Here is a 13,572-nt window from a genome sequence, read left to right on the forward strand (position 1 = left end):
CGGTAAATCTTGTTGTTGTTTTATGTGATTGTTTTACAGATGTTTCATATCCCTATCGCGACGACTTAAACCAGACGTCTTTCGCAGCGGGCCTCAACCGAATGGCCATTCGGTTGAGGCCCTTCTTCGTTCTTCCGAAGGACGCGCTCGGCTTTCCCGACGCGTACTGTCGTAGTCAGGATCATCGGGGGAACGAAAGGATGAAGACGAAATGCGCCGATTGGCTCCGGCAGTGGCACTGGGAGCGGCCGCGCTCGTCGCGGTCGCGGGATGCGGTGCGCAGGGCACCGGCTCCCTCGGAAACGTCAAATTGGCCGCGGCCGACGCGGTGCAGCAGAGCGCGCAGAAGGCCGAGGAGGTCACCTCCTACTCCGCGGACCTGGTTCTCGACGCGAGCGGCGGCGAGAAGGGCGTGAGCAAGATCCAGGGCAGCATGCTCTACCAGAGCAAGCCCCGGCTGGCGACGGACATCAAGCTCGACACGGTCACCCTCGGCGGCCAGAACGTGCCCGGCGGGGCACGGGCCATTCTGTCGGGTGAGACGGTCTACGTGAAGTCCGAGCTTCTCAGCAGGTTCGCCGGCGCCACCAAGCCGTGGGTCAAGATGCCGCTCAGCGAGCTCGACGCCGAGGGGCAGGCCGGGGTCAGGCGGTTCATGGACCAGGCCCAGCAGTTCGACCTGGCCGGCACCGTCAAGCTGCTGACCGCCTCGAAGGACGTCAAGGCGGTCGGCACCGAAACGGTCGGCGGGGTCGACACCACCCACTACAGCGGCACCTTCCCGGTGGCCGAGGCCGCACAGCTGCTCGACCCGGCCAAGCGCGAGAAGCTCCAGGAGGAGTTCTCGCGGGTCAAGGACGTGAAGTTCGACCTCTGGGCCGATGCGCAGAGCCTGCCCCGCAAGGTCACGCTCGGCGGCTCCGAGCAGGATACGACGTTCAGCCTGACGGCGTTCTTCAAGGGCTTCAACGAGCCCGTCGAGATCACTGCGCCGCCCGCCGACCAGGTGGGCGACCTGCCCGAGCACCGCGGCGGAAACTGAGGTTCTCCCGAGATTCGCGCCCCCCGCCCGCACGGGCGGGGGGCGCGAGCCTTTTCCCGACGGCGGGGGCGGGACCGGCTTCCAGGACCGATTTGGCATTCGTGGACGGCAGGGCGTACGCTGTCAACGCCGAAGACCGCCGGTCGTCGTCAGGCCGCATGGCCTGATGACCTAAGGAGCCACGTCAGTGGACGGCCCGCGTAGGTGTGATGTGAGTTTTCATCTGGATTAACCTCCTTATGTGAGCCCCGTGCGCCTGCGCCGGGGCTTGTCTGTTTTTCATGGGCCCTTACCCCGGCGGCACATCTGGAAGGAGGCCCATGGCGAAGGCAGAAAAGGCAACGGCTGTCGCTGAGCTGAAGAGCAGCTTCGACGGCTCCAATGCTGCCGTTCTGACCGAATACCGCGGTCTCACCGTCGCCCAGCTCAAGCAGCTGCGCGTTTCTCTCGGTGAGAATGCGAAGTTCGCCGTGGTGAAGAACACGCTGACCAAGATCGCGGCCACCGAGGCCGGGTTCAACCAGCTCAACGACCTGCTCGCGGGTCCGTCGGCGATCGCGTTCGTCAACGGCGACGTGGTCGAGGCTGCCAAGAGTCTGCGTGACTTCGCCAAGGCCAATCCCCTCCTGGTCATCAAGGGCGGCGTCGTCGACGGCAAGTCGATGACGCCGGACGAGATCACCAAGCTTGCCGACCTCGAGTCGCGTGAGGTTCTCCTCGCGAAGCTGGCCGGTGCCATGAAGGCGAAGCAGGGCCACGCGGCCGCCGTCTTCAACGCGCTGCCCACCAACATGGCTCAGCTGGCCGAGGCACTGCGCGCCAAGCGCGAAGGCGCCGGCGAGTAGGTCCGCGCAGGCGGTCACAGGGGATTAACGCAACCGCGGTCCCAACTTTCCCAGTAGTCAGATCCGTATGGAGGAACCATCATGGCGAAGCTCAGCACCGACGAGCTGCTCGACGCTTTCAAGGAGATGACTCTCCTTGAGCTGTCCGACTTCGTGAAGCTCTTCGAGGAGACCTTCGACGTCAAGGCCGCCGCTCCGGTCGCCGTCGCCGCCGCTGCCGCCCCCGGTGCGGCCGCTGCCGAAGAGGTCGAGGAGCAGGACGAGTTCGACGTCGTCCTCGAGGCCGCCGGCGACAAGAAGATCCAGGTCATCAAGGAGATCCGCGCCCTGACGAGCCTGGGCCTCAAGGAGGCCAAGGACCTCGTTGACGGCGCTCCCAAGTCCGTCTTCGACGGCAAGGTCAACAAGGAGCAGGCCGAGAAGGCCAAGGCCGCCCTTGAGGGTGCCGGCGCGACGGTCACCGTCAAGTAGTTCGTCTTACCGGAAAGAGCGGGTCCACCTGGTGCCGGTGGCCCGCTCTTTTTGTGTTCGCCCTGTTGGACGCGATGTCTTATAACCGCGGCATAACGATCGGCGGAAGCTATTGGACCCTCTTCCAATTCGGTCGATCGCGGCTACGGTTGATGCAGTCGCAGGTTCTGTCGGCGAGGTCTCCGGCACGCCGCGGGACGGGCACGTCCCGCGGGCTCCTGAAGGGCGGCACGTGGGCGTAGAAGTCGTGGTGGAGGGTCTGACCAAGTCCTTCGGGAGGCAGGTAATCTGGGAGGACGTCACGCTGACGCTTCCCGCCGGCGAGATCTCCGTGCTGCTCGGCCCGTCCGGCACGGGCAAGTCCGTTTTCCTGAAGACCCTGGTGGGCCTGCTGAGGCCCGAACGCGGCCACATCTGGATCGACGGGCACGACCTCGCCAACTGCAGTGAGAACAAGCTCTACGAGCTCAGACGGCTGTTCGGCGTGCTGTTCCAGGACGGGGCGCTGTTCGGCTCGCTGAACCTCTACGACAACGTCGCCTTCCCGCTGCGCGAGCACACCAGGAAGAGCGAGACCGAGATCCGCCGCATCGTGATGGAGAAGATGGAGCTCGCCGGGCTGGCCGGAGCCGAAGGCAAGCTTCCCGGCGAGATCTCCGGTGGCATGCGCAAGCGCGCGGGCCTGGCCAGGGCACTGGTCCTCGACCCCGAGATCATCCTGTTCGACGAGCCCGACTCGGGCCTCGACCCGGTTCGCACGGCCTACATCAACCAGCTGATCGTGGATCTCAACGCGGAGACCGAGGCGACCTTCCTCATCGTCACCCACGACATCAACACCGCCCGTACGGTGCCCGACGACATCGGCCTGCTGTTCCGGCGTGAGCTGATCATGTTCGGGCCGAGGGAGATGCTGCTCTCCAGCGACGAGCCGGTGGTCCGGCAGTTCCTCAACGCCCGCAGGCACGGCCCGATCGGCATGACCGAGGAGAAGGACGTCTCCGAGCTGGAGGCCGAGGCCCAGATGGGGCACGACCCCGGCGGGCTGCCGCCGATCCCGCCGCAGCTGATGCCGAGCGAGAGCCGGATCCGCCGCACGCAGCGCCCGCCGGGTTCGTGGCTGGCCGCCAACGGGGTCATCCCGCCGCCCAACTCGTTCGTGGACGAGAGGGGCCGGAACTGGCTGGAGGAGTATCCCCGGCTGGTCACGGCGCACGTCCACGGCGCACGTTGACCGCGGGCGGGTAGCGGGCGTCCCGCCGTTCACCGCACGGAGCGAAACGCTGGGCGAAACGGCCCGAAGCAGGTGAGCAAAGGCTGGTATGCGGATCTGCGCGGCGGGTTATGATCCGGCGATCGGGGAGCATGCCGTCCCGGTGCGGGAAAGCCGCGCTCACCGGCTCGCGTTCCGCGGACCGTGCGATGGGAGAGAACGCATGGCAGTGCACGCCGCTCGCCCTCGCCGCCCCCGTCGCACGCCCAGGGGCGCGGCACCGGTGCTCGGAGTGCTGATCGCGATGCTGCTCGTCGCCGCGTTCTGGATCGGCACCGACCTGCGCGACGCCCAGGCGGCGGCGGACGACAGACAGGCGGCGACGCGGGCGGCGGGAGCGCACGCGGTGCATCTGCTCTCCGTCGGATACCGGAGCGTCGACGCCGACATCAAGCGAATCCTCGACGGTTCCACGGGTGAGGCCAGGGCCGAGTACGTCAGGACCGCCGCGGAGCGCCGGGAGAGCACGATCAAGGACAAGATCCTCCGTGCGGGCGCGCTGCGCGCCCTGGGGCTGGTCTCGCTGGCGGGGGACACGGCCCGGGTGATGGTGGTGGGCGACGAGGTGATCCGGTGGGACGGGAGTAAGAACGCTCCACGGGAGCAGTTCCACCGGTGGAACATGGAAGTGACCAGGGTCGGGGGAGCCTGGCTCGTGTCCAAGGCGGAGTTGGTGCCGTGACGCGCGTCTCCCGGTTGGCGGTCGGACTCATGGCCGTCGTGGCGCTCGCGCTCGCGGTGGTGATCTGGATCATGTTCACAGATCTCAGCAGGCTGCGCGCGGACGAGAGGGCGGGACAGGAGGCGCTCGCCGCGGCCAGGTCGGTCGCCTCCGACATGCTCTCCTATGACTATCGTACGATCGAACAGGATTTCGCAAGGGCGGGCGGCTACACGACCGGGGCGCTCAGCCTGCACTACAGGCAGCTGACCAGGGGGATGGCCGCGCAGGCCAGGGAGCAGAAAGCCGTGCAGCAGGCGACGGTGATCGGGGCGGGCGTGGAGTCGGTGGAGTCCGGCGACTCCGGCCGGGTCCAGGTGCTGCTGTTCATGAACATGAGCACCGTGAAGACCCCTCAGGGGGAGAAGGAACCGCGCCGCCAGGTCAGCCAGAACCGGGCCAGGTTCATCATGGTCAAGAAGGACTCTCGCTGGTTCGTCGCCGAGCTCTCCACACTGCTCGGAGACCCTCCGTCGCCATGATCGGCGCGTCGCTTCATTCAATTGTTAGTAAAGCCTTGGTTTGGGATGGGTCCGAGGTTGGGTACACCCGCCATGGCAGCGTCGATCGTCAGTCGAACCACAGGCTGACGTTCGAACCGCCGGGTGACTCAGCGTCAGCCGCACCAGGTCGGGCATCGTGTTGGATCCTGGGGTGTGCGCAGGTCACCCGGTGGGAAAACTCCCAGGGTCTCGGCTATTTCCCGGCCGAAATGTCAGCTCCCGGGCTTGACGTTTCGGCTCTGACGGGCGATGCTGCGACCAACGTGGAGCTTGCAGTGAGACTGAGGTGGACAGGTGTGTGCCGTTCGGCTACACTGCCCCTTTGCGCTGCCCTTTGACGACCCGCTTCTTTTGGTGCTCTGATGCATGGTCGTCTGGCGTGCGTGTAGTCAGTCCGCCGCGAGCCCTCGGAAGGACATCTGTTGGCAGCCTCGCGCAACGCCTTCGCCGTACCCGCCGGTCCCCGTCGTGTGTCTTTCGCACGAATCCAGGAGCCGCTCGAAGTTCCTGACCTTCTCGCCCTTCAGACCGAGTCCTTCGACTGGTTGCTCGGAAACGAGAAGTGGAAGGGGCGGGTCGAGGCGGCTCGCCAGGCCGGGCGCAAGGACGTTCCGGTCCAGTCGGGCCTCGAAGAGATCTTTGAGGAGATCAGTCCCATCGAGGACTTCTCCGGAACCATGTCCCTGTCGTTCCGGGACCACCGGTTCGAGCCGCCCAAGTACTCAGTCGATGAGTGCAAAGACAAGGACATGACCTACTCCGCCCCGATGTTCGTCACGGCGGAGTTCATCAATAACACCACTGGTGAGATCAAGAGCCAGACCGTGTTCATGGGCGACTTCCCGCTCATGACCGGCAAGGGCACATTCATCATCAACGGCACCGAGCGTGTCGTGGTCTCCCAGCTGGTCCGGTCCCCGGGTGTCTACTTCGACCGCAGCGTCGACAAGACCTCGGACAAGGACCTCTACGGATGCAAGGTGATTCCCTCCCGGGGCGCCTGGCTGGAATTCGAGATCGACAAGCGCGACAGCGTCGGTGTGCGCATCGACCGCAAGCGCAAGCAGGCCGTCACCGTGCTGCTCAAGGCGCTGGGCTGGACCAGCGAGCAGATCCTGGAGCGGTTCGGGCAGTACGAGTCCATGCGGGCGACCCTGGAGAAGGACCACACGGCCGGCCAGGACGACGCTCTGCTCGACATCTACCGCAAGCTGCGCCCGGGCGAGCCGCCGACCAAGGAGTCGGCGCAGACGCTGCTGGAGAACCTGTACTTCAACTCCAAGCGCTACGACCTGGCCAAGGTCGGCCGTTACAAGATCAACAAGAAGCTCGGGGTGGACAGCGAGATCACCCAGGGCACGCTCACCGAGGACGACATCGTCGCCACCATCGAGTACATCGTCCGGCTGCACGCCGGCGAGGTGTCGATGCCCGGCGCCAACGGTGAGATCGTCGTCGAGACCGACGACATCGACCACTTCGGCAACCGCCGCCTGCGCAGTGTGGGCGAGCTGATCCAGAACCAGGTCCGCCTGGGGCTGGCCCGTATGGAGCGCGTCGTCCGTGAGCGGATGACGACCCAGGACGTCGAGGCGATCACGCCGCAGACCCTGATCAACATCCGCCCGGTGGTGGCCTCGATCAAGGAGTTCTTCGGCACCTCCCAGCTGTCGCAGTTCATGGACCAGACCAACCCGTTGGCCGGGCTGACGCACAAGCGTCGTCTGTCCGCGCTGGGCCCCGGTGGTCTCTCCCGTGAGCGGGCCGGCTTCGAGGTCCGTGACGTGCACCCGTCCCACTACGGCCGGATGTGCCCGATCGAGACGCCGGAAGGGCCGAACATCGGCCTCATCGGCTCGCTGGCCTCCTTCGGCCGCATCAACGCCTTCGGCTTCGTCGAGACCCCGTACCGCAAGGTCGTCGACGGTCGGGTTACCGACCAGGTCGAGTACCTGACCGCGGACGAGGAGGACCGGTACGTCATCGCCCAGGCGAACACGCCGATCGGTCCTGACGGAACGTTCCTCGAGTCGAGGGTGCTCGTCCGCAGGAAGGGCGGGGAGTTCGAGTCCCTGCGCGCCAACGAGGTCGACTACATGGACGTCTCGGCACGCCAGATGGTGTCGGTGGCGACCGCGATGATCCCGTTCCTGGAGCACGACGACGCCAACCGCGCGCTCATGGGCTCCAACATGCAGCGCCAGTCGGTGCCGCTGCTCAAGAGCGAGGCGCCACTGGTAGGCACCGGCATGGAGTACCGTGCCGCGACCGACGCCGGTGACGTCATCACCGCCGAGAAGGCGGGCGTGGTCGAGGAGGTCTCCGCCGACTACGTCACGGTGATGAACGACGACGGCACCCGCACCACCTACCGTGTCGCCAAGTTCAAGCGCTCCAACCAGGGCACCTGCTTCAACCAGAAGCCGATCGTCGCCGAAGGCGACCGGATCGAGGTCAACCAGGTCGTCGCCGACGGTCCCTGCACCGACGACGGTGAGATGGCCCTGGGCAAGAACCTCCTGGTGGCGTTCATGCCGTGGGAGGGCCACAACTACGAGGACGCGATCATCCTCTCCCAGCGCCTGGTGCAGGACGACGTCCTGTCCTCGATCCACATCGAGGAGCACGAGGTCGACGCCCGCGACACCAAGCTGGGCCCCGAGGAGATCACCCGGGACATCCCGAACGTCTCCGAGGAGGTCCTGGCCGACCTCGACGAGCGTGGCATCATCCGCATCGGCGCCGAGGTCGTGCCCGGCGACATCCTCGTCGGCAAGGTCACCCCCAAGGGAGAGACCGAGCTGACCCCCGAGGAGCGGCTGCTGCGCGCGATCTTCGGCGAGAAGGCCCGCGAGGTCCGTGACACCTCGCTGAAGGTGCCGCACGGCGAGCAGGGCAAGGTCATCGGAGTGCGGGTGTTCAGCCGCGAGGAGGGCGACGAGCTTCCGCCGGGGGTCAACGAGCTGGTCCGCGTCTACGTGGCCCAGAAGCGTAAGATCACCGACGGTGACAAGCTGGCCGGCCGCCACGGCAACAAGGGTGTCATCTCCAAGATCCTGCCCGTGGAGGACATGCCGTTCCTGGAGGACGGCACGGCGGTCGACATCATCCTCAACCCGCTGGGCGTGCCCGGCCGGATGAACGTCGGCCAGGTCCTGGAGACCCACCTGGGGTGGATCGCGGCCAGAGGCTGGGACATCTCCGGTGTCCAGGAGGCCTGGGCCGAGCGGCTGCGCGACAAGGGTTTCGCGGAGGTCGACCCGCGCACCAACATGGCCACGCCGGTGTTCGACGGCGCCAACGAGGAAGAGATCGTCGGCCTGCTCGACAACACCCTGGTCAACCGGGACGGCGGGCGCATGGTCGGTGCGAACGGCAAGGCCCGGCTGTTCGACGGCCGCTCCGGCGAGCCGTTCCCGCACCCGATCTCGGTCGGCTACATCTACATCCTGAAGCTGCTCCACCTGGTCGACGACAAGATCCACGCCCGCTCGACCGGCCCGTACTCGATGATCACCCAGCAGCCGCTCGGCGGTAAGGCCCAGTTCGGTGGCCAGCGCTTCGGTGAGATGGAGGTCTGGGCACTGGAGGCCTACGGCGCCGCCTACGCCCTGCAGGAGCTGCTGACCATCAAGTCCGACGACGTTCTGGGCCGGGTGAAGGTCTACGAGGCGATCGTCAAGGGCGAGAACATCCCCGAGCCGGGCATCCCGGAGTCCTTCAAGGTGCTCATCAAGGAAATGCAGTCGCTGTGCCTGAACGTCGAGGTGCTCTCCAGCGACGGCATGTCCATCGAGATGCGCGACACCGACGAAGACGTCTTCCGCGCCGCGGAAGAACTCGGCATCGACCTGTCCCGGCGTGAGCCGAGCAGCGTCGAAGAGGTCTGATCTAGAAGCTGAGGAGGGGATTACAAGTGCTCGACGTCAACTTCTTCGACGAGCTTCGGATCGGCCTCGCGACCGCCGACGACATCCGCCAGTGGTCGCACGGCGAGGTGAAGAAGCCCGAAACCATCAACTACCGGACGCTCAAGCCCGAGAAGGACGGACTCTTCTGCGAGAAGATCTTCGGTCCGACCCGCGACTGGGAGTGCTACTGCGGTAAGTACAAGCGCGTCCGCTTCAAGGGCATCATCTGTGAGCGCTGTGGCGTCGAGGTGACCCGCGCCAAGGTGCGCCGTGAGCGGATGGGCCACATCGAGCTGGCCGCGCCCGTCACGCACATCTGGTACTTCAAGGGTGTCCCGTCCCGTCTGGGATACCTGCTCGACCTGGCCCCGAAGGACCTCGAGAAGGTCATCTACTTCGCGGCCTACATGATCACGCATGTCGACAAGGAAATGCGCGAGCGTGACCTGCCGTCGCTGGAGGCGAAGATCTCCGTCGAGCGGCAGCACGTCGAGCAGCGCCGTGACGCCGACATCGAGGCTCGCCAGCGCAAGCTGGAGACCGACCTGGCCGAGCTTGAGGCCGCCGGCGCCAAGGGCGACCAGCGCCGCAAGGTACGTGAGGGCGCCGAGCGCGAGATGCGGCAGCTGCGTGACCGGGCCCAGCGCGAGCTGGACCGGCTGGACGAGGTCTGGAGCCGCTTCAAGAACCTCAAGGTCCAGGACCTTGAGGGCGACGAGCTGCTCTACCGCGAGATGCGCGACCGCTTCGGCCGCTACTTCCGCGGCGGCATGGGCGCCCAGGCCATCCAGGAGCGTCTGACCAACTTCGACCTCGCTCTTGAGGCCGAGAACCTGCGCGAGACGATCCGCAGCGGCAAGGGCCAGAAGAAGGCCCGCGCGCTCAAGCGTCTCAAGGTCGTGTCGGCGTTCCTGAACACCCGCAACTCGCCCAACGGGATGGTCCTTGACTGCATCCCGGTCATTCCGCCGGACCTGCGCCCCATGGTGCAGCTCGACGGTGGCCGGTTCGCCACCTCGGACCTGAACGACCTGTACCGTCGCGTGATCAACCGGAACAACCGCCTCAAGCGGCTTCTCGACCTCGGTGCCCCCGAGATCATCGTGAACAACGAGAAGCGGATGCTCCAGGAGGCCGTCGACGCGCTGTTCGACAACGGCCGCCGCGGCCGCCCGGTCACCGGTCCCGGCAACCGCCCCCTGAAGTCCCTCAGCGACATGCTGAAGGGCAAGCAGGGCCGGTTCCGCCAGAACCTGCTGGGCAAGCGAGTCGACTACTCCGGCCGTTCGGTCATCGTCGTCGGCCCGCAGCTGAAGCTGCACCAGTGCGGTCTGCCCAAGCAGATGGCGCTGGAGCTCTTCAAGCCGTTCGTGATGAAGCGCCTGGTCGACCTGAACCACGCGCAGAACATCAAGTCGGCCAAGCGGATGGTCGAGCGTGCTCGCCCGGTCGTGTGGGACGTCCTCGAAGAGGTCATCACCGAGCACCCCGTGCTGCTCAACCGCGCGCCGACCCTGCACCGCCTGGGCATCCAGGCCTTCGAGCCGCAGCTGGTCGAGGGCAAGGCCATCCAGATCCACCCGCTCGTCTGCACCGCGTTCAACGCGGACTTCGACGGCGACCAGATGGCCGTGCACCTGCCGCTGTCCGCCGAGGCGCAGGCCGAGGCCCGCATCCTGATGCTGTCGACGAACAACATCCTGAAGCCGGCCGACGGCAAGCCCGTGACCATGCCCACCCAGGACATGATCATCGGCCTCTACTCGTTGACCACGATCAAGGACGAGGACGAGAACGGCGTCGGCCAGGGACGGGTCTTCGGCTCGGTGTCGGAGGCGCTGATGGCCTTCGACCGCCGGGAGCTCGACATCCAGTCGCCGATCCAGATCCGGATGCGGGGGGACGTCCCGCCGCCCCGCGGCTGGGCGGGCCCCGACGGCTGGGAGGCCGGTGACAGCTACCGCCTGGAGACCACTCTGGGCCGGTGCCTGTTCAACCAGACCCTGCCGGCGAACTACCCGTACGTGAACTCGCAGGTCGGCAAGAAGCAGCTGTCGGTCATCGTCAACGAGCTCGCCGAGAAGTACCCCAAGGTCGAGGTCGCGGCCGCGCTCGACGCCCTCAAGGACGCCGGTTTCTACTGGGCGACCAGGGCCGGTGTGACGATCTCCATCGAGGACGTCATCGCGCCGCCGAACAAGTCCGAGATCATGGAGACGTACGAGCGCCGGGCCGACAAGGTCCAGCGCGAGTACGAGCGTGGTCTGATCACGGACGAGGAGCGTCGTCAGGAGCTCATCGAGATCTGGACGCACGCGACCAGTGACGTGACCGACGACATGCAGAAGGCGTTCCCGAAGACCAACCCGGTCTGGATGATGGTCCAGTCGGGCGCCCGAGGAAACCTGATGCAGGTCCGGCAGATCTCCGGCATCCGTGGTCTGGTGTCCAACACCAAGGGCGAGACGATCCCGCGCCCGATCAAGGCCTCGTTCCGCGAGGGCCTGTCGGTGCTGGAGTACTTCATCTCCACCCACGGCCAGCGGAAGGGTCTGGCGGACACCGCGCTGCGGACCGCCGACTCGGGGTACCTGACCCGTCGTCTGGTGGACGTCGCGCAGGACGTCATCGTCCGCGAGATCGACTGCGGCACCGACCGAGCCGTCCCGCTGCACGTCGCCGACCGCGACTCTCAGGGCAACCTGGTCAAGGCGGAGAACGCCGAGAGCAACGTGCACGGCCGCATCCTCGCCGAGGACGTGGAGGTGGACGGCAAGATCATCGTGCCGGTGGGCGTCGACATCAACGACATCCACGTCACCGCCCTGGTCGAGGCCGGAGTGGAGACCGTCAGGACCCGCAGCGCTCTCGTCTGCGAGGCCAAGATCGGTGTCTGCGCCACCTGCTACGGCCGCTCGCTCGCGACCGGCAAGCTCGTGGACGTCGGCGAGGCGGTCGGCATCATCGCCGCCCAGTCGATCGGTGAGCCCGGCACCCAGCTGACGATGCGGACCTTCCACACCGGTGGTGTGGCGGGCGCCGACATCACCCACGGTCTGCCCCGTGTCCAGGAGCTCTTCGAGGCGCGCGTCCCCAAGGGCGTCGCCCCGATCAGCGAGGCCGAGGGCCGGGTCCGCGTCGACGAGACCGACAAGACCCGGAAGATCGTGATCGTCCCGGACGACGGTTCCGAGGAGGTCGCCTACCCGGTGTCGATGCGTTCGCGCATGCTGGTCTCCGACGGGCAGCGGGTCAAGGTCGGTCAGCAGCTGATCGCCGGTGCCGTCAACCCCAACGAGGTGCTGCGCATCCTCGGCCCCCGGGCCGTGCAGCTGCACCTCGTGGCGGAGGTCCAGCAGGTCTACCGCTCGCAGGGTGTGTCGATCCACGACAAGCACATCGAGATCATCGTGCGGCAGATGCTCAAGCGCGTGAACGTGCTGGAGTCCGGCGACGCCGACATGCTGCCCGGCGAGCTCGTCGAGCGGCCGCGCTTCGAGCGGATCAACCGCGAGTGCGTGGCGGAGGGCGGCACGCCGGCCTCCGGACGTCCGGTGCTGATGGGTATCACCAAGGCCTCGCTCGCCACCGAGTCCTGGCTGTCCGCGGCGTCCTTCCAGGAGACGACCCGAGTGCTCACCGACGCGGCGATCCACGCCAAGTCGGACTCGCTGCTCGGCCTCAAGGAGAACGTCATCATCGGAAAGCTCATCCCGGCCGGTACCGGCATGCCGCAGTACCGCAACATCCGGGTCGAGCCCACCGAGGAGGCCAAGGCCGCGATGTACACGGTCGGCGGCTACGACGGCTCCGCGGCGGACTACACCTTCGGTTCGGGCTCCGGTGAGGCCGTTCCGCTGGAGGAGTACGACTTCGGTCAGTACAACCGCTAAGTGATCGCAGACGGCGCCCGGTCCCCGGCAGGGGGCCGGGCGCCGTTGCCTTTCCACCGTGTTCACGTCCGTGACGGGTGGGTGTGGTCCTTTCTTGACCGGAATGTTGCGGCGAAAGCCGTACGTTAATGAAGAGAACGGCCGGAGAAGTGCTCTGCGACGGGTAAACTCGACGTGGACCCGAAAGCGGTCGGTCGGAAACCGGTCGTGGGAGTCATGACACGAATGCGGGCGCCCGGAGCGGTGCCCTACGGGTGCGGCCGTTTTGACGTGTTGCGCTCGGCTGGGTAGTCTTGCCCTTCGTGCTCATGTCTTCATGGGCCCTCATGCGTGTGCGTCGGACAGATTCCCGCTGGGAGTCGACAGGGGCGCCGCATGGCCTCCTCCACCGGACCGGCCTTGACCGGGTTGTGGCGTGACAAGTGCGCGACACGCCCGACCGCGTGGGTCGGAGGGGATGAAAGAACCGCAGGTCATGACACCGGCAGCACCTGCAAAATGCACGACATTCGATTAACCGGCTAGCACGAACGGAGACGCGGTGCCCACGATTCAGCAGCTGGTCCGCAAGGGCCGCCAGGACAAGGTCACCAAGACCAAGACCCCGGCGCTCAAGGCCAGCCCTCAGCGACGCGGCACCTGCATGCGCGTTTACACCACGACCCCCAAGAAGCCGAACTCCGCCCTCCGCAAGGTCGCGCGTGTCCGGCTCACCAACGGTATCGAGGTCACGGCCTACATCCCCGGTGTCGGTCACAACCTCCAGGAGCACTCCATCGTGCTCGTCCGCGGTGGTCGTGTGAAGGACCTGCCGGGTGTTCGCTACAAGATCATCCGTGGTTCGCTCGACACCCAGGGTGTCCGTAACCGCAAGCAGGCCCGTAGCCGTTACGGCGCGAAGAAGGAGAAGTAA

General features: G+C 66.3%; 9 protein-coding genes. All 9 read left to right on the forward strand.

Translation table 11 applies throughout. The features are described 5' to 3' along the window. Positions 1-211 precede the first annotated feature (211 nt). The 9 genes from AB0J58_RS02080 (at position 212) to rpsL (ending at position 13,572) form a co-directional block, all read left to right on the forward strand. A complete protein-coding gene (locus AB0J58_RS02080) occupies positions 212-1,042 on the forward strand; it encodes an LppX_LprAFG lipoprotein (protein WP_364209050.1) in 831 nt (276 codons plus the stop codon). A 320-nt stretch (positions 1,043-1,362) separates the two neighbouring features. Further along, a complete protein-coding gene (rplJ, locus tag AB0J58_RS02085) occupies positions 1,363-1,887 on the forward strand; it encodes a 50S ribosomal protein L10 (RefSeq protein WP_343968364.1) in 525 nt (174 codons plus the stop codon). An 81-nt stretch (positions 1,888-1,968) separates the two neighbouring features. Beyond that, the gene (gene rplL, locus AB0J58_RS02090) at positions 1,969-2,358 is read left to right on the forward strand and encodes a 50S ribosomal protein L7/L12 (RefSeq protein WP_030923997.1); all 390 of its coding nucleotides are present in this window, start codon (positions 1,969-1,971) and stop codon (positions 2,356-2,358) included. A gap of 232 nt (positions 2,359-2,590) precedes the next feature. Continuing rightward, positions 2,591-3,592, forward strand: coding sequence for an ABC transporter ATP-binding protein (locus tag AB0J58_RS02095; protein WP_343968359.1), 1,002 nt, complete (start codon positions 2,591-2,593; stop codon positions 3,590-3,592). A gap of 202 nt (positions 3,593-3,794) precedes the next feature. Then, positions 3,795-4,313 carry a hypothetical protein gene (locus tag AB0J58_RS02100; RefSeq protein ID WP_364209052.1) on the forward strand — a complete coding sequence of 173 codons (519 nt, stop codon included), beginning with the start codon at positions 3,795-3,797 and terminating at the stop codon, positions 4,311-4,313. Next, positions 4,310-4,834 (forward strand): hypothetical protein, encoded by a 525-nt coding sequence (locus AB0J58_RS02105; RefSeq protein ID WP_364209055.1) that lies wholly within the window; start codon positions 4,310-4,312, stop codon positions 4,832-4,834. The genes AB0J58_RS02100 and AB0J58_RS02105 overlap by 4 nt, the downstream gene beginning before the upstream one ends. 443 nt (positions 4,835-5,277) lie before the next feature. Then, complete coding sequence (gene rpoB, locus AB0J58_RS02110; protein ID WP_364209058.1) at positions 5,278-8,745, forward strand: DNA-directed RNA polymerase subunit beta; 3,468 nt, start codon at positions 5,278-5,280, stop codon at positions 8,743-8,745. 26 nt (positions 8,746-8,771) lie between these two features. Then, positions 8,772-12,659 carry a DNA-directed RNA polymerase subunit beta' gene (locus AB0J58_RS02115; RefSeq protein ID WP_343968351.1) on the forward strand — a complete coding sequence of 1,296 codons (3,888 nt, stop codon included), beginning with the start codon at positions 8,772-8,774 and terminating at the stop codon, positions 12,657-12,659. A gap of 541 nt (positions 12,660-13,200) precedes the next feature. After that, positions 13,201-13,572 (forward strand): 30S ribosomal protein S12, encoded by a 372-nt coding sequence (gene rpsL / locus AB0J58_RS02120; protein WP_012887826.1) that lies wholly within the window; start codon positions 13,201-13,203, stop codon positions 13,570-13,572.

This window comes from Streptosporangium sp. NPDC049644 (assembly GCF_040675205.1).
GTDB classification, from domain to species: Bacteria; Actinomycetota; Actinomycetes; order Streptosporangiales; family Streptosporangiaceae; genus Streptosporangium; species Streptosporangium fukuiense.

Bases quoted from the DNA above. Each gene is read 5' to 3' on its own strand.
- AB0J58_RS02080 (WP_364209050.1), top strand. From the start codon at position 212: ATGCGCCGATTGGCTCCGGCAGTGGCACTGGGAGCGGCCGCGCTCGTC.
- rplJ (WP_343968364.1), top strand. From the start codon at position 1,363: ATGGCGAAGGCAGAAAAGGCAACGGCTGTCGCTGAGCTGAAGAGCAGC.
- rplL (WP_030923997.1), top strand. From the start codon at position 1,969: ATGGCGAAGCTCAGCACCGACGAGCTGCTCGACGCTTTCAAGGAGATG.
- AB0J58_RS02100 (WP_364209052.1), top strand. From the start codon at position 3,795: ATGGCAGTGCACGCCGCTCGCCCTCGCCGCCCCCGTCGCACGCCCAGG.